A 23,219-nucleotide genomic window follows, 5' to 3' on the forward strand; every position below is an offset into this window, starting at 1 on the left:
TCCAGCACGCCCCTCTCCACGCCCAAGGATCGAAAGCCGGGTCCAGATCACCCTTGGAGATCGAGACTGATTCAACCAAAACCAGTCGTACTGACAAAATCACTGAGCAGTAAGACTGACAAAGTCACTGAGCATTGACATCCCAAGGGCCCCATCTGCACCGCCGCCAGCGTTCACACGGCGTTATCGATTCCGAACCTGCTGAACGTCGAGCACGTCTGGCCGCACGCGCTTTTCGACGACGTGCAGGTGAAGCCGATGAAGCGGGAGGGAAGCCGCTACGGGCGACCGACAGGCCCTGGACTTGGCGTGGACTTGCGAGAGGACGTCATCTTCGCCAACCCGCCGAAGTACAGGCCGGTGTACCAGTCGTTCACAAAGGACGGCACCCCGACCCAGACGTAGTTCACCGGGAAGGACCAGCATCATGACCACCAGCAACCCAGAGTGGCGCTCCCCGGCGTTGGGACCCAGCGCACCGGCAGTCCGGGATATCCGCTCACGGCTACAGCTCTTCTTCGATGAATGGCTCATCGAAGGAATGACCGGCGCCCGGCTCAAGCTGCATAACCCCCCAGCCGCGCGAGGTTGTCCTGGATCTCAACAAGCCGTGGGAAGGCCCCGCGAGCGGTGTGGCCATCGATGTAATGAAGGTCGGCGACAAGTACCGCATGTGGTACGTGGGCTTCAGGGAGGCGCGCAGGGCCGGTGGCGAACGCGGGGAGGAGCGGGGGCACCGCGACACGTGCTACGCGGAGAGCGCGGATGGCGTCCGCTGGGAGCGCCCGGAGCTGGGCATCGTCGAAGCAGACGGCAGCAAGGCTAACAACCTGGTCATGGAGGCCGACACCGGCTGGAACCTCTGCCCGTTCATCGACGGCCACCCCGACCCACTGTACCCCGAGCGCTACAAGGCCGTCTCCCGCGTCCGCTCCACGATCACGGTCGACGACCGTCCGGTCCTGAGGGGCTTCCTCTCGGACGACGGCCTCAACTGGAGGATGCTCGACAAGGACCCGATCATCGTCGCCACTCCGGGCTACAACCCCAAACTGGACTCGCCTATAAGCTCGTTCTGGGATGCGGTAAGGGGCCACTACGTAGCTTATTACCGCGGAATGGCGCCGCCCGGAATCCGGGCCATCCGCCGCAGTATCTCTACAGATTTCCGCAACTGGAGCACGCCGGAGTACGTTGACCTTGGCGATTCGCCCCTGGAGGAGCTCTACATGAGCGCCTGCACCCCCTATTTCCGCGCCCCTGACATTTACCTCTCATTCCCCAACCGCTTCGTCCGTGAGCGGACGGTAATGACGGGCGCGGTGCGGGCCGGGATAGCGGAGACATGCTTCATGGCGAGCCGCGACGGAGTGCACTTCAGCCGCCACTTTATGGAAGCCTTCATCAGGCCAGGCATGGACCAGAGAAACTGGCACAAGCACGCCATGATGGTGGGCACCGGCGTCCACGAGACGTCCCCGGGCGAGCTCTCGATCTACTACGTCGAGAACCACGGCCACCCCACGTGCCGCATCCGGCGCGGCGCCTTGCGCACGGACGGCTTCACATCGGTTTCTACAGGCTACTCGGGCGGCGAGATGGTCACCAGGCCGTTCACGTTCGAAGGGGACCATCTTGTCATCAACTTCTCCACCTCCGTCGTCGGCGCGGTGCGCGTTGAACTCCAGGACAGGGAGGGCCGGCCGCTGGAAGGGTTTGCGATGGACGACTGTGAGGAGATTTTCGGCGACCAGATAGGGCGCGTTGTGAGGTGGAAGGGCGGCGACAACGTCGGCGCATTCGAGAACCAGCCCGTTAAGCTGCGCTTTGCGATGACGAAGGAAGCCGACCTGTACTCGATCAAGTTCCGCAAGGCTGCGCGATAGGCACAGCTCGCGCCAGCCAAGAAGATACCCGAAGGGAGCCCACATGGAAACGAACCCTGTTGCATGGCAGTTCCTGGCCTCGGAGGCGAGGCCGCCGGTAGTCCGCGACATCCGGTCCGACCTGCAGCTCTTTTTCGACGAATGGCTGATCGACGGCATGGCAGGCGCGCGGCTGAAGCTGCACCCACCGATCGAGCGCGAAGTCGTGATGGAGTACAACAAGCCCTGGGAGGGCGAGACCAGCGGCGTGGGCGTCACCGTCTTCAAGGACGGCCCAAAATACCGGATGTGGTACGCCAGCGGCAACGACCACACGGACGATGACGGCAAGAAGGGCAAGGGCAAGAAGCCGAAGCTCCGCGTCCGATGGTCCGGCTACGCGGAGAGCACGGACGCCGTCCACTGGGAGCGCCCCGAGCTTGGCCTCATCGAGTTTGAGGGCTCAAAGGCGAACAACCTGATGATGAACGCCGACATGGGGTGGAACCTTTCGCCGTTCATCGACGGGCACCCGGAACCACGATACCCGGGCAATTACAAGGCGCTCGTGCGCCTCTCCAGGGACGAGCGGTACGACATGAAGGCCCTGTTGCGCGGCTACACGTCCGACGACGGCGTACACTGGTCCATGATCGACAAAGACCCGCTCATAGAAGCGCCGCCGGGCTACATGCCCCGCTTCGACTCGCCCATGAGCGTCTTCTGGGACAGCCGGCGCGCAATGTACGTGGCGTATATGCGCGGCGTGGTGCCGCCGGGCAAGACGCGCACCATCCGGCGGAGCGTCTCCACCGACTTTCGCAACTGGTCGGTGCCGGAGGAGATAGACCTGGGCGATTCCCCTACCGAAGAGCTCTATATGAGCGCGGCCACGCCGTACTTCCGCGCGCCGGGCGTTTACGTTTCCTTCCCCAAGCGATACGCCGCCAAGCGCACGCCCCAGCCCGGCGCGCAGTCCAAGGGGGTTTCCGAGACCTGCTTCATGGCCAGCCGGGACGGCGTGTCGTTCAGGAGGTACTTCATGGAGGCGATCATCAAGCCCGGCCCGGATATCATGAACTGGTACAAGCACAACACCATGGTCGCAACGGGCATCCTGGAGACGGGTCCGGCCGAGATATCGCTCTACGCCGTCGAATACCACGGCTCGCCTGCCGTCCGGCTGCGCCGATACACCGCCAGGACTGACGGCTTCACCTCCGCCGGCACAGGCTACGGCGGTGGCGAGATGATGACAAAGCCGTTCACTTTCGAAGGCGATACACTCGTAATCAACTACTCCACTTCCGTCGTCGGTTCCATGCGCGCCGAGCTTCAGGACCGCGAGGGGAGGGCAGTGGAAGGCTTCAAGCTTGAGGACTGCGAGGAGATCTACGGCGATGAGATTGAGCGCGTGGTCAAATGGAAGGGCGGCACCCTGTCCGATTTCCAGCACCAGCCGGTACGGCTCCGCTTTGCCATGAGTAAGGAGACCGATCTGTATTCCATCCGGTTCCGCAACGCTACGTGACGGTGTAGAATCGTCCGCGATTGACCTGGGCGGCATATCCCGGCAGGCATTGGAGCATCCATGAAAATCACAGCCATCAAGCCGTATGTCATGTGGGGAGAGACCTCTCGGCCGGCCAAAGCCAGCGCCGCGCCCGGCGGCCGTAACTGGATGTTCGTGAAGGTCGAGACGGATGCCGGCATCTACGGATGGGGGGAAGGCTCTCTCGTTAACGAGGAGCCTACCATCGCCCAGTGCGTTGAGCAGCTCGCGCCCCAGATCATGGGGGATGACGCCCACAACATCGAGCGCATCTGGCAGAAGCTGTGGCTGCACAACCGGTACCGTGGCGGCGTCATCATCATGTCCGCAATCAGCGCCATCGATCAGGCGCTGTGGGACATCAAGGGCAAGGCGCTCGGAGTCCCTGTGTACCAGCTCCTGGGCGGCGCAGTAAGAGACAGGATTCGCGTGTACTCTCACGCATCTTCCCCTGAAGAGGCCAAAAAGCGGGTACAAGAGGGCTTCAACGCCATCAAGGCCGGCACCTGGCACAAGGACATGGACAGGGGGATTGTGGAGAGCGTCCTGCCGGGGTGGCTGGCGGACCACGTAACGGGCCTCAGGGAAGCCGTTGGGCCGGACGTGGATATCATGCTGGACAATCATGGCCGCTCGCGTCCTGCGCTGGCCATCAAGCAGGTGCGGGCGATCGACCACCTGAATGTGCTCTTTTTTGAGGAGCCCACGCCTCCGGAGAACCAGGACGCGCTGAAGCTCATCCGCCAGGCGGGGCTCCAGACAGAGATAGCAACCGGCGAGCGCCTGCTCACGCGGTGGGGCTACCGGGAGGTCATCGAGCAGCAGCTAGTGGATATCGTGCAGCCGGACATCTGCCACTGCGGCGGCATATCCGAGATGCGCCGCATCGCCGCGATGGCGGAGGTCTACCACATCAACATGGCGTTCCATAACCCCAAGGGGCCGGTCGCCACGGCCGCCAGCATCCACATCTCCGCAGCGATCCCGAACTTCTTGATCCTTGAGCACAGCAAGCCGAACTCGGTCTTCGAGGAGCTGCAGGTGGCGCCGATCAAGATGGAGGGCGGCTACTACGGGCTGCCCACCGCGCCCGGGCTGGGCGTGGACCTGCGGGAGGACGTGATTGCGTCGCGGCCGTACCAGTACCGCCACGTCATCTACTCCTACATGGCGGACGGCACGCCCGCGCAACCATAGGAGGGCGGTCATGGCCAGGCTCATCTGAAGCAAAGAGGCCCGCCCCGGCAGATCGGGGCGGGCCTCTTTGCGCCTGACTTTCGTCGTGCCTAATACTCCTGGTCTTCCGGCTCCGCTTCCTCGTTGTTCGCGTTGATTATGCGGTGGATGACCGGGCTGAAGGCCTCGTCGTCGCCGGGCTCGGTGTCGTCGTTGGACCAGTCCTTTACGTCCAGGTTCTCCGGCTCGTCCGCGTCGTCATCCTGCTCCGCCATCTCATATCCGAGAATAGCGCCCGGAACGTAAACGCGCAAATCGCCGGCGCCGCCCTTGCCGGGGAACGAGACAATGTTCGCCTGCGAGGGGTGCTTGTAGGTCTCGCGGATGATAATGTGCGCCTCGTGCTCGCCGGCGCTGGTGATCGTCGCCTCGTATTTGTTGCCTCCCTTGGTGAGGCGCAACAGGCGCGAGGCGATTTTGGGTTCCACCTGGCCCACGTACTCCCCGCCCGTGACCTCCGCCATGATGCGGCTCCCTTCGACCTTCAAGTTGATCGGGTCTCCAGGGGATAGCTTCAGGAGGGACTTGCCGTTCGCCAGGTTCATTAGCGCGGTCACACCCGACTTGCCACTCTCCTCAATGAAGATGTCCGGCGCCTTCTTGCCGGTCGTGACCGGGCGGGCCACCTCGTCGCCAAGCTGGTTCAGCCGGTCGAGGTTCTTTTTGGCGATGGCGTTGTGAGGGGAGAGCTCCAGGCCCTTGTTGAATGCATCCTTGGCGTCTTTGATGCGCCCCAGCTCCGTGTATGCCTTGCCCATGCGATTGAGCGCCTCGCTATCGTCCGGGAAATCTGCAAGGATTGCCTGGTTCTCCGCCGCGGCGTCCGCCCAGCGGCCCTGCATTGCAAATGCGACCGCTTTCTTGCAGCGATCTTTTCTGAGTTTAGCCTTGAGCTCGGCTTGTTGCGATGTCATTAGAGACCCCGTAGGTGCTCCCTCTCCGGTATTTCCAGTTCTAACGTACCACACAACGTAAAGTAGTGGCCGCCGGTTGGGAGCGGGATGAATTTGCCCTTCTTACCGCTTGCGAGAGAGGCGAAGGGGTAGGAGCCGCCAGAAGGCCTCGACGATGATGCCCGTAGACATCTTCGACTTGCCCTTGTAACGGTTGGCAAAGATGATAGGGTATTCGACCACCTCGTAGCCCAGCCGCTGGCACGCGTGGGCCACTTCGGCCTGGAACCCGAAGCCCTTGCACCGGAGCTGTCCCAGGTCGAAAGACCTCAGAACGCCAGCCCGGAAAGCCTTGAATCCAGCTGTGGTGTCCTTGACCTTGAGGCCGGCAATAGCGCGAATGCCCACGTTGCCGCCCCCGCTCAGAATCTTCCGCGAAAGGCCCCAGTCCTCCTCGACGCCGCCACCCCTCGCGTAGCGGGAGCCAACCACAACGTCGGCCTCCTCAAGCGACGCGAGGAATTTCGGCAGGTACTCCGGCTTGTGGGAGAGGTCTGCGTCCATCTGTATGACGAAGTCCGCCCCTTCATCGAGCGCCTTGCGAAAGCCGGCTACGTATGCGGAGCCGAGCCCCATCTTGCGCCCGCGCTGTACCACTTCTATACGGCCGCCGTACTTCTCGGATAGCTCCCATGCCACCTGTTCCGTGCCGTCCGGGGAGCCGTCGTCGACGAAGATGATGCGAAGGTTGGGAATATTCTGCGCGAAGAGCCGTTCCGTGAGCACCGGCAGATTTTCGGACTCGTTGTACGTTGGAATTACAACCGCAGTCAAATGGTCGAGCGTGGCTGTCCTGCCGCTGTGCGACGGAGCGGCCGCAACGGCGGAGGCCCTGCCGATTCTGGCGGTTCTAGCGGGCAATGCTTCGGGTTTGATCAATTGGTTTCAGGCCTTCAGTACTTGCGTTTCTTCCGGATGTCACGGACGCGCAGTGAGAGCGTGTCCTTTAGCATCGCGAAAGAGTCGATGAATGGTCGTACCTTGCTTGCTTTCTGGTGATACCAGTCGATCGGCATATCCAGTATCCGCAGCCGCTTTCTGACAGCGATGTGAAGGATCTCAACGTCGAAGCTGAATCCCTTGAACTGCTGCTGCCGGAAGAGGTCCTCCGCCACTTCGCCCCTGAAACACTTGAATCCGCACTGCGTGTCCTGGAAGCTGCCGACCGCGAGTGCCCGGATGGTCCAGTTAAAGACCCTTCCCATCACATGGCGCCCTGCGGGCTCGTCGAATCTCCGCGCTCCCGGCGCCTGCCGCGAGCCGATAACGATGTCGTAGCCCGCCCTCATTTTCTCGATGAACCCGCCGAGCTGGTAGATAGGCATCGCCAGGTCGGCATCGCACATAAATCTCAGGTGCCCGCATGCTGTGAGCATCCCGTTCTTAACGGCCCAGCCCTTGCCGGCGTGCGGCAGCGCCAGGTGCTTGATTCTCGAGTCCTTCGCCGCCCACTCCTTCACAATGGCGGGCGTCCTGTCCCTGCTGCCGTCGTCCGCGACGATTATCTCCCAGGTGTAGGACTGCCCGCTGAAGTAGGCGAGCAGCTTTTCCAGCGTCACCCCGATTCGGGGCTCTTCGTCGTACGCCGGGATCACCACGGACAGGTATGGCGAGTCCACATTATTTAACATAGGTGGCGGCACGCTGGCAACTGTGTTTTATGCACGAATACAAGAAAAGGGCCAAACAAGGCTAATGGGTCCGTTGTTTGGCCGCCGATCCTGAGACCATCGTAGCACGGATTATGCACAGTCTATGCCCGGTGGACTCTCCTATTCGGACCGGTCGAGCTCAAATACGGTATGGAGTATGCGGGCCGCGTCTCCGAGCCGCGCCTCTTCGATTACGCAGGTGATGCGGATCTCCGAGGTTGAGATCATGAAGATGTTGATATTGGCGTCCGCGAGCGAGCGGAACATCTTGCTGGCGTAACCCGGCGTGTCCTGCATGCCTGTGCCGACAATGCTCACCTTGGCCAGGTTGGTGGTGCTTACAACGCCGCCCGCGCCGAGCTTCTCCGCGAGGGGCTTGATGACGTCCAGAGCCCGGTCCAGATCGGTCTTCTTCACAGTGAAGGTTACGTCCGTCTTCCCCTGCACGCCGGCGTTCTGGACGATGACGTCCACGCTGATGTCTGCGGAGGCCAGGGGCTCGAAGATATTCGCGGCGATGCCCGGCCTGTCCTGCACCTCCTGGACCGTGATCTTGGCCACGTTCTTGTCGGTGGGAATGCCTCGGACGCGGTTTCGGATCTCTCCAACCTTCATATCCTTGTTAGCTCCGTGGTGTATTAACGTCCCCGGCTTGTCGACGAAGCTGGAGGCGACGATTATCGGTACGTTGTAGACCATGCCCAACTCGATGGAGCGCGGGTTCATCTTCGCGCCGTAGCTGGCCATCTCGAGCATCTCTTCGAAGCCCACCTCGTCCAGCTTGCGGGCCTTCGGCACCAGCCTGGGGTCGGCCGTGTAGATGCCCTCAACGTCTGTGTAAACCTCGCAGCGGTCCGCCTTCAGGCCGGCGGCGATGGCTACTGCGGTGGTGTCGGAGGCGCCGCGGCCGAGCGTCGTGACTTCGTGGTCCGGTGTAATTCCCTGGAACCCGGCCACTATAACGATCTTGCCTGCAGCCAGCTCAGTAAGGATGCGCTGCGGCTCCACCACTGCGATCTTGGCCTTGCCGTACGTGGTATCCGTCCGGATGCCCGCCTGTGCGCCGCTGAGGCTGATGGCCTTGTGGCTCAGCTCCTGGAGAGCCATTGTGACCAGCGCGCAGCTCACCAGCTCGCCGGTGGAGAGGAGCATGTCCATCTCACGCAGGTTGGGGCGCTTCGTAATCTTGCCCGCCAGGTCGATGAGCTCGTCGGTAGTATCGCCCATGGCTGAGATCGTGGAAACGACCAGGTTGCCCTGGTCCTTTGTACGCCCGATGCGCCTTGCAACGTTCAGTATCTTTTCAGCGTTGGCGACAGAGCTGCCGCCGTATTTCTGTACTATGAGGGCCACTGTAGATATCCCTGTGCAGTCGTTTTTGCTAACTCGCCTGAGCTACGTGCGCGCCTTTGTCCGTGGGCTTCGTTATCTTCACATCACCCCCGACGCCGGCCTTGGATGCGGCCTCGGCCATCTCGTACCCGATGGTCATCTCCCGGCTCTTTGTCAGCGCCAGGATGCTGGACCCCGCGCCGGACAAAAAGACACCGAGAGCGCCCGCTTCCAGCGCGGCCCTGAGAATGACCTTCATTGGATAGAAGATCGCCTGTCGAGCGGGCTGGTGAAGGGCGTCCTGGGTAGCGACGGCCAGGTGAGTGAGGTCGCCGGTTGCAAGGGCGTTTACCAGCAGTGCAACGCGCCCAATATTGTATACAGCATCTTGCCTTGAAACGGAAGGGGGCAACACCGCGCGGGCCTGTTTGGTCGGCATAGGCACGTCCGGAATGAAAAGCACGGCGCCCAGGTCTTCCGGCACGGGCACCCTGGCCGTGACCAGGTGGCCCGCTTCCTGTACGACGATCCGGCAGCCTCCGAGTATGGCGGCGGTCGAGTTGTCAGGGTGGCCTTCGATCCTCGCTGTGAAGTCCAGGAGCGCCTGCTGATCGAACGGCCGCCCTGCGATCTCGTTCGCCGCGATTATGCCGGCGATCGACGCGGCGGAGCTGCTACCCATGCCCCGGCCGAGGGGTATCTTGTTATCGCAGATGAAGCGCGCCTGCGGCGCGGGCCTGCCGATCTCCTCGAACACCTTCAGGTAGCTCTGGTAGAGCAGGTTGGATGAGTCCGTCGGGATCTCCCCCGCGCCGTGTCCGGTGATCTCAAAGCCGGAGCCGCCGACCTCCACCCGGAGCGTATTCCAGATATCAAGCGCCACCCCCAGGCAGTCGAAGCCGGGGCCCATGTTGGCCGATGTGGCAGGCACCTTGATCGTAAGCCTATGTACCATTGCGCGCGGTCCTCTATGTGGGGTCGGAAAAGCCAGGCAGTATGATAACACGGGCATTGTCGATGGCGGCTGAAGACCCCCTGGAACATCTGGTAGGCGGCGGTACGCGTAGGTCTTCGTAGACAGTGGTTTGTAAGGCAGAACGCGCCGCGTGTTGCTAAACTCTAGAATGAGCAATCGGCGGTTTGGACGCATGCCGGTTCAAAATTACAGGAGCAACCTTGCAGGAGACTAGGATCGCACAAACCCAGCCCGCGCAGAGGCTGCGGGAAAAGACCCTGGAGTCGCTGGACTTCCCGGAGATACGCCGCGCCCTGGCCGGGAACGCCATGTTCCCGCCGGCGCGCGAGCTTGCCCTGGCCCTGGCGCCTTCCTACGACGAGTGGCGGGTAGAGGAGCTCCAGCACGAGACCTCGGAGGCCCTTCGGTTCATCACCGAGTCCGGGGACATTGACCTGCACGCGACCGGCGACGCCACAGAGGCGATCGAGCGCGCGGGGCTGGGAGGCGGACTGACCGGCGTTGAATTGCTGGAGGTGTCGGCGTCTCTGGAAGTGCAGAAACGTGCGCGCGCGGGCGTCCTGAAGGCGAAGGACCGCGCGCCGATACTCGCCGACCTGGCCGAAAGCATCCCGCAGCTCAACGAGCTGCAACGGCGCATCGCCCAGTGCATCGGCTCGCGCGGCGATGTCATGGACAGCGCCACGCCCAGCCTCGGCATCCTTCGCAGGCAGTCTCGGGAGGCGTACCAGCGGGTCGTCGAGGGCCTGCAAAAGGTAATGCACTCGGGGACCGGCAAAGAGGCCCTGCAGGACAACGTTATCTCCATGCGCGGCGACAGGCTCGTCGTGCAGGTCAAGACCGAGTTCCGGCGCAAGGTGCCCGGCATCGTTCATGACGCCTCGAACACTGGCGCCACCCTGTACATTGAGCCCTTTGCCACGGTGGAACTCTGCAACGACTGGCTAGAGCTAGTGCTGGAGGAGGAGAGGGAGACGCAGCGGGTGCTCATGGAGCTATCCGGACTCGTGGGCGCGGTCTCCGAAGAGATTAAGGAAGGCGTCGCGCTGACCGCGCAGATAGACTTCATCCTGGCGCGCGCGAGGTACAGCGCAAGGCTCAGGGGTGTCACCGCGCAGCTAGCCGGCAGGACGGAAAGCGGCGCGGCGGGCATACGGCTCCTCAACGCCAGGCACCCGCTGCTGGGTTCGCGTGCTGTGCCGGTCACAATGCAGATGGCGCCTGAGCTTGCAGTGCTGGCAATCACCGGCCCCAACACCGGCGGCAAGACCGTCTCGATGAAGACGGTTGGCCTTCTGGCGCTCATGAACCAGTCCGGCCTGCAGATTTCCGCCTCGGAAGGTAGCTACCTGCCCGTATTCGACGGCGTTTTCGCGGACGTGGGCGACCAGCAGAGCATACAGGGCTCTGTCTCCACATTCAGCTCGCATATGCTCAATGTGACGAACATCCTGGAAAATGCGACATCGAAGTCGCTGGTGCTGCTGGACGAGCTTGGAACGAGCACCGACCCCGAGGAGGGCTCCGCCCTGGCGAAGGCCATCCTCAGCTACCTGGCGCGCAACGGCATCAAGACGATTGTGACGACGCACCACCGCTCGGTCGCCACCCATGTGGAAGGCTCTCCGGCGATGCTGAACGCCAGCGTGGATCTGGACCCGAAGACGCTCAGGCCCACGTACAGGCTCACGCTGGGCGTTCCGGGACGCAGCTATGCAATGTCCATCGCCGCGCAGCTCGGCCTGCCGCCGGAGATCATGGCCGAAGCCCGGTCGCTGCTGGAGCCGCAGCACATCCAGGTCGAGGACTGGCTGAACGAGCTCCAGTTGCAGCGCGACCAGCTCAAAACGAAGCTGGAGGAGGCAGAGAAGTCGCGCATCAAGGCAGAGGCGCTGCAGCGCGACCTGGATGCGAAGCTGGCTGACCTGGAGTCTCGAGAAGAGGACATCCTGCACACGATGCGGTCCGAGCTCTCGCAGCAGTTTGAGGAGGCGCGCCAGAGGCTGCGCAAGGCGGAGTCGGCCCTCTCCTGGGCGTCGGCCGCCGGGGAGCCCGTGCCTGCGGAGGAGATAAAGCGCGCCCGCGCTGAGCTGCTGGCTGCCCGGCAGAAGGCCGAAGAGTTTCAAAGGCGCCCTTCACCGCTGCGGCGCGCCGAGCTGAGGCCCATAGCGGTCGGCGATACCGTGACGGTGAAGGGGATAGGCGTGCAGGGCAAGGTGGTGTCCATAGGAGAGCAGGGAGGGCCGGTTGAGGTGGCAGTGGGCGACGTGCGCTTCTCGCTGGACCGCGACCGTGTGCTGCACCCGGACGCCCCCGTCCGTGACGAGCCGAAGTCCGAGGTGAGCTACGACATGGGGCCGATGGTCCCTGCGGTGGAGCTACAGGTACGGGGCATGCGCGTGGAAGAGGCCCTGATCAAGGTGGAGGAGTTCATCGACCGTGCAGTCCGCGACGGCGTTACCCAGATTCGCATCGTCCACGGCAAGGGCACCGGCGCGCTGCGTAATGCAATCCGCGACCTGCTAAAAGGCCACCGCCTCGTGCGCTCCTTCGCCCCTGAGGCGCAGGAAAGGGGAGGGGACGGAGCGACGGTTGTCGAATTGTGAATTGAGAATAGTGAATAGTGAATTATCGGACCGGAGCCATCCGGCTGTTCAATTCACAATTCACTATTCTCAATTCACAATTCATCGCGCGTGCTGCTGCCAGTAGTGGTGGGTCTTGGCCAGGACGGTGATAACGCTCTTTACCTCGTCCTTGAGCTTGAAGGACGGGCTGGCGGGCAGGAGGAGGACCTCACCATCCATGCGCGCCTCGACGTTCTCCAGGATGATCGAGGCGCATAGCCAGGCGGCCATTTTTGGCGAGTCGCAGGTCACGGCGATCCAGCCTTCGCCCGCCGGCTCGGCGTAGAGGCCGGACGTTTCCCATATGCCGCGCCGTATCTCGGAAATGGCGTCCACCTGCGTGTCGGGCGTGGCGACGGCGCCGTTGGCTGCCGTTAGGGCGCTGTTTTCCCCACGGTGCGGCGGGCCGCCGTAGAGGGCAAGCTCACAGAAGCCCTGCCACATGTTGGCCCAGTCCGGCTTGCCGTCCGGCCGCCACAGGAACTCCGCGGAGCTCATCGGCGCCGCCGAGACCTTCGGCGCGGGGACAAACAGGACACTCTCGAACTTCGTGGCGTCCACGTCGGACTCCCGGAGGACGGCGTTCAGCTTCCGCCCACGCGCCGCCACTACGCGCACGTCTTCGCCGACCGCGTTCGCGAGCTGCTGGAAGGCCTCGTAGAGCTTCAGCGTTTCTTCTTCCGATTGAGGGCTTTCCTGGGCTAGCAAAAGGTCGATCATTTCGTCCTGCGTGGCTTTATGGTCTGGCTTGCCGCGTCCTGCCGCAGCCGATAGCATTATATGGCAGCGGTCCGATTTCCCGGAAGGAGCCCGTCAGATGCCCCGGTACGCGTTCAGGTGCACACACTGCGGCGTGGAGTTTGAGGTGGCGAGGCCGATGAGCCGCGCGGGCGAGGGCGCCGAATGCCCAGCGGACGGCGCGCAGGCAGAGCGGGTCTTCTATATGCCGAACACGAACTCCGCACGCACAAACATGTCCGCGCCGCCCTCGCCAGCCTCCGGCGCCCCGGTACGGCCAAGCGGAGGCCACAGCCACGGTCACGGCCACAGTCACGGACCGGGGTCGCACACGCACTGAGGGGCCGTATCGTTGCGCCGGTGCGCGGTTTGCACTATCAATAAGTGGTAATGGCGTCGCCGCAATGGCGCGCCCGGAGACTATATAGTGAATAGACGGCACGCCATCGCCGTTAATCTGGCCGCAGTCGTAGCCATTTTGACGGCCTGCGACGGCGGCGGGCCGGCTTCACAGGTCCAGGCGACCTCCACATCGACCTCGGTCAGTTCCCTGCCTTCACACACGCCGACGCCTCCGGGAGGAGGGCCGAGCCCCACCTCCATTGCCTCTGCTCCCGCAGCGACGGCGACGCCACGCCCCTCTGGTGCGGTCGGTACGGCCACCGCCACGCGCGCGCTGGCGCCCGCGGCATCGCCCACCGAGGAATCGGCGCCGGCGCCTCAGGCAAGCGCAACACCGGCGTCCACGCCGACCGCATCGCCCACTGCGACAGCCACGGCCTCGCCTGTGCCTGCATCATCGGACGCGCGCATTGTGACGATCGGCCAGGTGACGTTCGGCGCGGAGTACGCCACCACTATTGCAGTGAGGTCGCTTGGGCTGTCCCACCGCGAGAGCCTGCCCGCAAAGACCGGCATGCTCTTCATCTTCGAGGACCGGCACACAACTTCATTCTGGATGAAGGACATGAAGTTCTCGCTGGACTTCGTATGGATATCGCAGGACTGCAGGGTAGTGGACATCACACGGAACGTGCCGCACCCTGCTCCAAACCAGACGGACCTGCCCCTTTATGCCTCGGCTGTCCCGGCCGCCTACAACTTCGAGATCAACGCCGGCGAGGCGGACAAATACGGTCTCCGGCTGGGCGATGTAGTGGTCTTGAAGGGCGTGCCGGACGGCGTGGGGCCTACCTGCTGAAGGGCAGTAGATTTCGCCGAAGAGTCAGTATAAGATATGAGTAATGTTTGATTCAGGAGGTTGCCAGGCAGGCGCAGGTCGATCCACTCTTGAACTCCTCACCAACTTCTCCACAAATGTGGCCTTCGAGCCATTCGAGCGGCTGTGTGTTTAGCTTGACAACTCCGTGAGCCTATGATAACGTTACGCGGTTAAATATGCCTTCAACCACGTCACTTTGCTTTTCCACAAACGCCTCTAACGCCATTTCTTCCTCCATGCCGCCCCTCAGCGGCTCTTTTTGCTTCTCTCTATAGCCTTATTTTCGAGGAGTGAGATAGCTCATGACCCTTTCCATTTCGCGAGTGGACAAAGGTGTTGGCACCTGGCAGCGTTCGTACGCAAAGATCCCTATCGTTCTAGACGTTCCCAACCTGATCCAGGTACAGATCGACTCCTTCGACTGGTTCAAGGCTGACGGCCTCAAGGAGCTCCTTGCGGAGATCTCTCCCATCGAGGACTTCCCGGGCGGCCGCTTTGAGCTGAGCTTCCTCGATCACAGGTTCGGCAAGCCCAAGTACACCGAAGACGAGTGCCGCGAGCGGGAGGCGACGTACTCCGCGCCGCTGCACGTCACCGTCGAGCTGCACACCAAGGCCCCGGGCCCAGGTGAAGGCGAGCGCAAGATACAGGACCTCTTCATCGGCGATGTGCCGATGATGACGACCACCGGCACGTTCATCATCAACGGCGCCGAGCGCGTCGTCGTGTCGCAGCTCGTCAGGTCCCCCGGCGTCTACTACACGACTGAGCAGGACCCCAGTACCGGCCGCGAGCTCGCCAGCGCCAAGCTGATACCTTACCGCGGCGCGTGGATGGAGTTCGAGACCAGCAACCGCGACGTCATTTCCGTGAAGGTGGACCGCAAGCGCAAGAGCCCGGTCAGCATGCTTGTGCGTGCGATGGGCTACGCCACAGACGAAGAGATAACGGAGCTTTTCGAGGACGTGGACACGGGCTCTGAGCACCGCTTCATTCAAACGACGATAGACAAGGATATGTCCGTCTCCAGCAAGGACGAAGCCCTTCTGGAGTTCTATCGCCGCCTGCGCCCCGGCGAGCCTCCCAGCCTGGACAACGCCCGCTCCCTGCTGGACAACCTGTTCTTCAACCCGCGTCGATACGACCTCGGCAAGGTGGGCCGCCACAAGCTGAACGGCAAGCACGGCCCGCTCTCGGACAACCCCGAGAAAAACGAGATCAAGACGCTCTCGCCGCAGGACATGATCAACGTCCTCAGGACGATGATCAGGATAAACAACGGCCAGAGGGCCCCGGACGACATCGACCACCTGGGCAACAGACGCGTGCGCGCCGTGGGCGAGCTTATCCAGAACCATATCCGCGTGGGTATGCTGCGCATGGAGCGCGTCATCAAGGAGCGCATGACCACGCAGCTGGACCCCTCCGCGACAACGCCGGCCGCCCTGATCAACATCCGGCCGGTGGTCGCCGCCGTGCGCGAGTTCTTCGGGGGCTCGCAGCTCTCGCAGTTCATGGACCAGACCAACCCGCTCGCCGAGCTTACGCACAAGCGCCGCCTCTCGGCCCTCGGTCCGGGCGGCCTCTCCCGCGACCGCGCCGGCTTCGACGTGCGCGACGTTCACCACTCGCACTACGGCCGCATCTGCCCGATCGAGACTCCCGAAGGCCCGAACATCGGTCTTCTGGGCTCGCTCGCCACGTACGCCCGCACCAACGAGTTCGGCTTCATCGAGACGCCCTACCGCCGCGTGCACACGGAGATCCTGAGCACCGATCCCGATCTCGAGGGCCGCACGGTCACCGAGGCGGTCACCGACGAGGCGGGGAAGACTATCCTTAACGCAGGCGGCGTCGTTTCGAAGGGCCTTCGCACGCGCATCGCAAAGCTGCCCGAGCGAATGGTCCAGGTTCGCCCGTACGTCTCGGCCAAGCCCGGCGACATCATCTACCTGTCCGCAGACAAGGAAGAAGCGTCGCACGTGGCGCAGGCCAACTCGCCGATCGACGAGCTTGGCCAGTTCCTTAAAGGCACCGTCGAGACCCGCATCGGTGAGGCCGTCGGCGTTCAAGCGACCGACAACATCTCGTACATGGACGTCTCCCCAATGCAGCTGGTGAGCGTGTCCACGTCGCTCATCCCGTTCCTTGAGCACGACGACGCAAACCGCGCGCTCATGGGCTCAAACATGCAGCGCCAGGCAGTGCCGCTGCTCCGCCCGCAGCCGCCCATGGTGGGCACGGGCATGGAGAAGCGTGTGGCGCGCGATAGCGGCCAGGTCATCCTGTCCCGCACAAAGGGCGTCGCCACCGAAGTCTCAGGCGACAAGGTTGTCGTCACGGATGAGGACGGCGAGCAGCATCTCTACAAGTTGAAGAAGTTCGTCCGCAGCAACCAGGGCACCTGTATCAACCAGCGTCCCACGGTGAGCCGCGGCGATGCCGTGGAAAAGGGCGATGTGCTGGCTGACAGCTCTTCCACCTCCAACGGCGAGCTTGCCCTGGGCCAGAACGTGCTCGTGGCGTTCATGAGCTGGGAGGGCTACAACTTCGAGGACGCGATCATCATCTCCGAGAGGCTGGTCAAGGAAGACCGCTTCACATCGGTCCACATCGAAAAGCACGAGGTAGAGGCCCGCGATACCAAGCTGGGCCCCGAAGAGATAACCCGCGACATCCCGAACGTGGGCGAGGACAGCCTGCGCAACCTGGACGAGGAGGGCATCATCCGCGTCGGCGCGGAGATCGGCCCCGGCGATATCCTCGTCGGCAAGATCACGCCCAAGGGCGAGACCGAGCTTAGCGCGGAGGAGAAGCTCCTGCGCGCCATCTTCGGTGAAAAGGCCCGCGACGTGAAGGACACCTCCCTCCGCGTGCCGCACGGCGAGCGCGGCAAGGTGATCGAGGTCAAGGTCCTCAGCAAGGCGAACAACGACGAGCTCCCGCCGGGCGTGAACCAGCTCGTCCGACTGTGGATCGCGCAGACGCGCAAGATCTCCGTCGGCGACAAGATGGCCGGGCGCCACGGCAACAAGGGCGTCATCGCCCGCATCATGCCGGAAGAGGACATGCCCTTCCTGCCCGACGGCACACCCGTGGACATCATCCTGAACCCCATCGGCGTGCCCAGCCGCATGAACCTGGGCCAGGTGCTCGAGACGCACCTTGGTATGGCGGCGCAGGCGCTAGGCTTCCGGGCCGCGACGCCCGTGTTCGACGGCGCAGACGACCTGGCCATCGAGGATGGCCTTGCGCAGGCGTGGATCATCGAGCAGTCCGGCGCAGTTGACCCGCGCCAGATCGATGAGAACGGCACGCGCGTGATCGACCTGGGCAAGACCCGCGAGTGGCTGGCGCAGCGCGGCTACAAGCTGGAAGACGTAATCGACACCAACGGCGTACGGAACGCACGCGAGGCGTGCCTCAAGATTTGGTTCAAGGAAGAGCTCGGCATTGACCTGTCGGGCAAGACGGCGGACGAGATGAAGCGCGAAGCGCTCCGCACGGACCGCGAGCGCCAGGTCGCCGCGCCAATCCTGGGCAAGTACAGGCTGCGCGACGGGCGCACCGGCGACTCTTTCGACCAGCCGGTGGCAGTGGGCTATATCTACATGCTCAAACTCGTCCACCTGGTTGAAGACAAGGTTCACGCGCGCTCCACCGGCCCGTACTCGCTGATCACCCAGCAGCCGCTGGGAGGCAAGGCGCAGTTCGGCGGCCAGCGCTTCGGCGAAATGGAGGTCTGGGCGCTGGAGGCCTACTCCGCCGCCTACAACCTCCAGGAGATGCTGACGATCAAGTCCGACGACGTGGTCGGCCGCGTCAAGACATACGAGGCCATCGTGAAGGGTGAGGACATCGTCCAGCCGGGTATCCCGGAGTCCTTCCACGTTCTGCTGAAAGAGCTGCAAAGCCTCGGCCTTTCCGTCGAGCTCCTGCAGGAGGACCCGGAGCAGATGGCCCTCGAAGAAGCCGCAACGGAAGCCTCGGCCGCCGGAACGATCACGGAAGGCAGCCTGGAGGCTGTGGCCGCGGGCGAGGCGAACGTGGGCGCATCGACGATGATAAACGGGACGGCGCAGGAGGTGGCGGAGGTAGTGCGGGAGGCGCCGAAGGAAGAGGTGCCGGGATCGTAGACCCGACCAAGTGACCTGTCCACGGAACTTCTACGACGAAATTCTAGGAGAGTAACAATGGCCCAAGCCGGCAACGATTTCAACGCTATACGTATCTCGCTCGCCTCTCCTGATCAGATCAAGACGTGGTCTTACGGCGAGGTAACCAAGCCTGAGACCATCAACTACCGCACGCTCCGCCCGGAAAAGGACGGCCTCTTCTGCGAGCGCATCTTCGGCCCCACCAAGGACTGGGAATGCTACTGCGGCAAGTACAAGAAGATCCGCTATAAGGGCGTTATCTGCGACCGCTGCGGCGTCGAGGTCGCGCGGTCCAAAGTGCGCCGCGAGCGCATGGGCCGCATCACCCTCGCCGCGCCTGTCGCGCACATCTGGTTCTCCAAGGGCACGCCCAGCCGGCTTGGCCTGCTCCTTGACCTCTCCCCCAGGAACCTGGAGAGGGTAATCTATTTTGCCCAGTACCTGGTCACGAACGTGAACGAGGACCTGCGCAAGTACAACATCGACCGCATCCAGAAGGAGCTCGACAGCCAGATTGAACAGATCGAGACTGAGGGTGAGCTCAAGATTGACGAAATCCAGGAGCAGATCGATTCCGGCGCGGGCGCAACCGGCGGAAGCACTGCCGCCCTCCAGGCCAAGATAGCCAAGCTCAAGGCCCAGAGAGACCAGGACCTGGAAAAGGTCGAAGAGGACCTCTCCACCCAGCTCGATGAGCTGGAGGCACTGAAGGTAGGCATGCTCCTAACGGAGACCAAGTTCCGCGAGCTCCGCGACAAGTACGCGGAGATATTTGTCGCTTCCATGGGCGCGGAGGCCGTCCTTGAGGTCCTGAAGAAGACCGACCTGGACAAGAAGCGCCTCGAGCTCCAGGAGGAGATCAGGACCACATCCGGCCAGCGCCGCAAGAAGGCCATCAAGACGTTGCGCGTTACCGAGGCCTTCCGCAAGAGCACCAACAAGCCCGAGTGGATGATCATGACGGTGCTGCCCGTGCTTCCGCCCGAGCTGCGCCCCATGGTGCAGCTGGACGGCGGCCGCTTCGCGACAAGCGACCTGAACGACCTGTACCGCCGCGTGATCAACAGGAATAACCGCCTGAAGAGGCTCATCGAGCTCCAGGCGCCCGAGATCATCATCCGCAATGAGAAGCGCATGCTGCAGGAGGCCGTCGACGCCCTGATCGACAACGGCCGCCGCGGCCGCGCTGTGTCCGGGAGCCACAACCACAAGCTGAAGTCGCTGTCCGATCTGCTCCGCGGCAAGCAGGGCCGGTTCCGCCAGAACCTGCTCGGCAAGCGCGTGGACTACAGCGGCCGCTCCGTCATTACGGTCGGCCCAACGCTCAAGCTCAATAACTGCGGCCTGCCCCGGCGCATGGCGCTGGAGCTGTTCAAGCCGTTCGTCATGAACAAGCTTGTCCTGAACGGCTATGCGCACAACATCAAGAGCGCCAAGAGGATGGCCGAGAGGGCCCGCCCCGAGGTCTGGGACATCCTGGAAGAGGTGGTAAAGAAGAGGCCGGTCCTGCTGAACCGCGCCCCGACGTTGCACCGCCTTGGCATCCAGGCCTTCAACCCCATCCTCGTGGACGGCGGCGCGATCCAGGTCCACCCGCTGGTCTGTACGGCATTCAACGCCGACTTCGACGGCGACCAAATGGCCGTGCACGTGCCCCTTTCCAAGGGCGCGGTGGCAGAGGCCAAGAAGGTGATGCTGAGCACGTACAACATGCTCTCCCCCAGCTCCGGCGAGCCAATCGTATCGCCCACGCTGGACATGGTGCTCGGCTGCTACTACATGACGATGGATAACAAGAACGCCAAGGGTGCGGGCAGGAGCTTCTCCAGCTTCGACGACGCCCGCATGGCCTACGAGATGGGCCAGGTGGAGCTCCGCGCGCCTATCAAGGTGCGCGACATGTACCTGGACGGCACCGTCAGCAACGCCGGCAACACCGGCCAGACAATAGAGACGACAGTGGGCCGGATCATCTTCAACTCCGTCCTGCCGCCGGGCGTCGCGTTCCGGAACGAAGAGCTCAACAAGGCAAAGCTCAAGGAGATCACGGCCGAATGCTACCGCCTTCTGGGTAACGATGGCACTGCCGATTTCCTTGACGCCATCAAGGACATGGGCTTCAAGTTCGCCTCGAAGTCCGGTACAACAATCGGTTTCAACGACATCGAGGTCTCGCCCGAGAAGGCGAAGACCATCGGCGAGGCCGAAAACCAGGTCAACCAGCTGGAGCAGCAGTACCTGGACGGCCTGATCACCGAGCAGGAGAGGTACGAGAACACCGTCCAGATCTGGACGCAGGCGAACGAAAGGCTTACGAACCACATCAAGGAAAACCTCCGCAACTATCGCGGTATTTACCTTATGGCCACATCGGGCGCGAAGGGCAACATCGCCCAGATCAAGCAGATGGCGGGCATGCGCGGCCTGATGTCCGATCCGAAGGGACGCATCATCGACCGCCCGATCAAGTCGAACTTCCGCGAGGGGCTGACGGTGCTGGAGTACTTCATCTCCACGCACGGCGCCCGCAAGGGCCTTGCGGACACGGCGCTCAGGACGGCCGACTCCGGCTACCTGACCCGCCGCCTTATCGACGTGGCCCAGGAGGTCATCGTCGTCGGCGGCGACTGCGGCACTCAGAACTGGATCTGGATCGAGAATGCGGCGGACGCCGCGCTCCAGGCGCCGTTCGACGAGCGCATCCGCAGCCGCTTCACGTCCGAGCCCATCGTCCACCCGGAGACGGGCGAGATCATCGTGGACAAGGACGGCCTGATCAACGAAGCGACGTCGAAGATGCTCAAGAAGCTGAAGATCCCGGGCGTGGCCGTAAGGTCGCCGCTCATCTGCGAGCTTCCGCGCGGAATCTGCCCCAAGTGCTACGGCCTGTCGCTGGCCACCTGGAAGGAGGTAATGCTCGGCGAGGCAGTCGGCATTATCGCCGCCCAGTCCATCGGCGAGCCGGGCACGCAGCTCACAATGAGAACGTTCCATACCGGCGGTATCGCCGGCGCAGACATCACGAGCGGCCTGCCGCGCGTGGAGGAGCTCTTTGAGGCCCGCGCTCCCAAGGGCGAGGCCGTCCTGTCCGAGATCGACGGCGTCGTCGAGGTCAACGCTAGCGGCGAGGGCCGGACGATCAAGGTAATCAGCATGGAGGAGTACCGCGACGAGTACCCGCTGCCCGAAGGGTACAGGGTGCTCGTTTCCGATGGCGACCAGGTTACCGTGGGGCAGCCTATCGCCGCCGTGCCCGAGACCAAGGGCAAGGGTAAAGACAAGGACAAGGACAAGGAGCCGGACGCGTCCCTCCAGGCCCAGCCGGTGACGGCCAGGGTGGCAGGCACGGTCACCATCGCGGACGGCACGGCCAGCATCACGTGGTCGGACGAGGAGCAGAGGGAGTACGTCATCCCGGCAGCCTCGCACATCGTCGTGAAGACGGGCGAACAGGTGACGGCCGGCCAGGCGCTGACCAACGGCCCGAAGGCCCCGCAGCAGATCCTGCGCATCCAGGGCAGGGAACCGGTGCAGCGGTACCTCATCGAAGAGGTACAGAAGGTGTACCGCTCCCAGGGCGTGTCCATTCACGACAAGCATATCGAGGTCGTGATCTCCCAGATGCTGCGGAAGGTGCGCATCGACTCTCCGGGCGACACCGACCTGCTGCCCGGCGAGCTGGTGGACCGCCACAGCTTCGACGACATCAACGCCGGCGTGCTGGCCGAAGGCGGCGAGCCCGCAACCGCGAGCCCGGTGCTGCTCGGCATCACCAGGGCCTCGCTGAACATGGAGAGCTTCCTCGCGGCGGCCTCCTTCCAGGAGACCACGCGCGTGCTCACGGAGTCGGCCATCAACGGCGATATCGACTACCTGCGCGGCCTGAAGGAGAACGTCATCATCGGCCGCCTCATCCCGGCGCGCTTCGATATGTCCCCGGAGGGCATCGAGCGCCTGGGTCTGAACGTGCCGGAGGAGAAGGAGCCGGTAGCCATTGCGGCGCCCATCGCCGCGGAGGCCATCGAGCTGCAGCCTGAGGTATTCGACATGGACGAGGCCAAAGACCTCGTTGCCCTCGCCGAGGCCGAATAGGCCAGGCAGGGCCACCAGCAGTCAAAAGCGCCCGCCCCGGTAACCACCGTGGCGGGCGCTTGCTTTCTCACAGGATCGCCCGCGCCATTGTGCACGGACCGTCATTACGGAGCGCACAATGGTTGGCGATGTTGCCGTGGCGGGCACCTGCTTTCTCGCTGTTACACCCACCACTGGGCACCGAACGCCCTCGAAGCGAGCGGCTGATGTAGGCCGCCTCAGTCAGGATCGGCCGCCGCGATCCGTGTAGCTGCACAGCATGCTGTGCAGCTACACGGATTGCCCGTTTCCCCCGGAGTTACGTACGGGCAGGTCCCCGTGCCTGCCCGGCTGCTCTGTCTTCCTTCTCTCCCCGAGGGAGAGGCCTTCGGGCGCTCCGGCCCGAAGGGTGAGGGCTGACGGCTGTTTGGCCCCCTTCTTACCTCTCCCTTGACGGGAGAGGGTGTCGCCTCCGGCGACAGGTGAGGGTGCAAGCTGCTAGGCTGTTGGCCGTTCGTATTGTTCCTTTCCCGGCTCTGCGGGAGAGGTGGTCCGGTCCGCCGCGGCGGACGGACCGGTGAGGGCGGCTGCCCATTCGCTCCGTCCCTCGCGCAACTTCGCCTGTCAAGGGACAGTGAATCTGTCAGTGTTTAGGGTGCAGTGATTTTGTCAGTACGGTTCGTCTCCATGGGTGGTCTGCAGCCGGCTTACGGGCGGTGGACTTAGCCGGATAGGGACTGAGTCCTCTCGCCCGAGGTTTCGGTTGAATTCCGGTGGGAGACTCCTGCGCTTCGGGTTTTGGCTGCTCACCGAGTGAAGATTGGGGATGAGAAAGGTC

15 protein-coding genes are annotated in these 23,219 nt (G+C 63.2%); 9 read left to right on the plus strand and 6 right to left on the minus strand.

Going from position 1 to position 23,219, the window contains the following annotated elements:
- The first annotated feature begins 243 nt into the window (after window positions 1-243).
- The 4 genes from FJ319_10395 to dgoD all read left to right on the plus strand — a co-directional run bounded on the left by FJ319_10395 (window position 244) and on the right by dgoD (window position 4,614).
- Window positions 244-405, plus strand: a complete 162-nt coding sequence (locus tag FJ319_10395) for a hypothetical protein (protein ID MBM3934692.1) — start codon at window positions 244-246, stop codon at window positions 403-405.
- Between the two features lie 227 nt (window positions 406-632).
- Entirely contained in the window at window positions 633-1,886 is a 1,254-nt protein-coding gene (locus FJ319_10400) for a hypothetical protein (GenBank protein ID MBM3934693.1), read from the plus strand.
- A 43-nt stretch (window positions 1,887-1,929) separates the two neighbouring features.
- Window positions 1,930-3,396 carry a hypothetical protein gene (locus tag FJ319_10405; GenBank protein ID MBM3934694.1) on the plus strand — a complete coding sequence of 489 codons (1,467 nt, stop codon included), beginning with the start codon at window positions 1,930-1,932 and terminating at the stop codon, window positions 3,394-3,396.
- A 60-nt stretch (window positions 3,397-3,456) separates the two neighbouring features.
- The gene (dgoD, locus tag FJ319_10410; GenBank protein ID MBM3934695.1) at window positions 3,457-4,614 is read left to right on the plus strand and encodes a galactonate dehydratase; all 1,158 of its coding nucleotides are present in this window, start codon (window positions 3,457-3,459) and stop codon (window positions 4,612-4,614) included.
- Between the two features lie 89 nt (window positions 4,615-4,703).
- Here dgoD and FJ319_10415 read toward each other — a convergent pair whose 3' ends face one another.
- From FJ319_10415 to FJ319_10435, 5 genes are all read right to left on the minus strand, one after another.
- Window positions 4,704-5,567, minus strand: coding sequence for a tetratricopeptide repeat protein (locus FJ319_10415; protein MBM3934696.1), 864 nt, complete (start codon window positions 5,565-5,567; stop codon window positions 4,704-4,706).
- A gap of 102 nt (window positions 5,568-5,669) precedes the next feature.
- Window positions 5,670-6,380 carry a polyprenol monophosphomannose synthase gene (locus FJ319_10420; protein ID MBM3934697.1) on the minus strand — a complete coding sequence of 237 codons (711 nt, stop codon included), beginning with the start codon at window positions 6,378-6,380 and terminating at the stop codon, window positions 5,670-5,672.
- A gap of 119 nt (window positions 6,381-6,499) precedes the next feature.
- Entirely contained in the window at window positions 6,500-7,237 is a 738-nt protein-coding gene (locus FJ319_10425; GenBank protein MBM3934698.1) for a glycosyltransferase family 2 protein, read from the minus strand.
- A gap of 141 nt (window positions 7,238-7,378) precedes the next feature.
- A complete protein-coding gene (locus FJ319_10430) occupies window positions 7,379-8,611 on the minus strand; it encodes an aspartate kinase (protein ID MBM3934699.1) in 1,233 nt (410 codons plus the stop codon).
- 28 nt (window positions 8,612-8,639) lie between these two features.
- A complete protein-coding gene (locus tag FJ319_10435; GenBank protein MBM3934700.1) occupies window positions 8,640-9,740 on the minus strand; it encodes a homoserine kinase in 1,101 nt (366 codons plus the stop codon).
- Between FJ319_10435 and FJ319_10440 the strand changes: the two genes are divergently transcribed.
- Complete coding sequence (locus tag FJ319_10440; GenBank protein ID MBM3934701.1) at window positions 9,722-12,172, plus strand: endonuclease MutS2; 2,451 nt, start codon at window positions 9,722-9,724, stop codon at window positions 12,170-12,172. The two genes, FJ319_10435 and FJ319_10440, sit on opposite strands and share 19 nt — an antisense overlap.
- Before the next feature lie 81 nt (window positions 12,173-12,253).
- Here FJ319_10440 and FJ319_10445 read toward each other — a convergent pair whose 3' ends face one another.
- Window positions 12,254-12,970, minus strand: coding sequence for a hypothetical protein (locus FJ319_10445; GenBank protein ID MBM3934702.1), 717 nt, complete (start codon window positions 12,968-12,970; stop codon window positions 12,254-12,256).
- 40 nt (window positions 12,971-13,010) lie between these two features.
- Here FJ319_10445 and FJ319_10450 point away from each other — a divergent pair, with 40 nt between their 5' ends.
- The 4 genes from FJ319_10450 to rpoC all read left to right on the plus strand — a co-directional run bounded on the left by FJ319_10450 (window position 13,011) and on the right by rpoC (window position 22,402).
- Entirely contained in the window at window positions 13,011-13,271 is a 261-nt protein-coding gene (locus FJ319_10450) for a zinc ribbon domain-containing protein (protein ID MBM3934703.1), read from the plus strand.
- 84 nt (window positions 13,272-13,355) lie between these two features.
- Entirely contained in the window at window positions 13,356-14,132 is a 777-nt protein-coding gene (locus FJ319_10455) for a DUF192 domain-containing protein (protein MBM3934704.1), read from the plus strand.
- A gap of 323 nt (window positions 14,133-14,455) precedes the next feature.
- The gene (locus tag FJ319_10460) at window positions 14,456-18,289 is read left to right on the plus strand and encodes a DNA-directed RNA polymerase subunit beta (protein ID MBM3934705.1); all 3,834 of its coding nucleotides are present in this window, start codon (window positions 14,456-14,458) and stop codon (window positions 18,287-18,289) included.
- A gap of 57 nt (window positions 18,290-18,346) precedes the next feature.
- Entirely contained in the window at window positions 18,347-22,402 is a 4,056-nt protein-coding gene (gene rpoC, locus FJ319_10465) for a DNA-directed RNA polymerase subunit beta' (protein ID MBM3934706.1), read from the plus strand.
- Window positions 22,403-23,219: the final 817 nt, after the last annotated feature.

It is taken from the genome of SAR202 cluster bacterium (genome assembly GCA_016872355.1).
Classification (GTDB): Bacteria; Chloroflexota; Dehalococcoidia; order Lucifugimonadales; family VGZY01; genus VGZY01.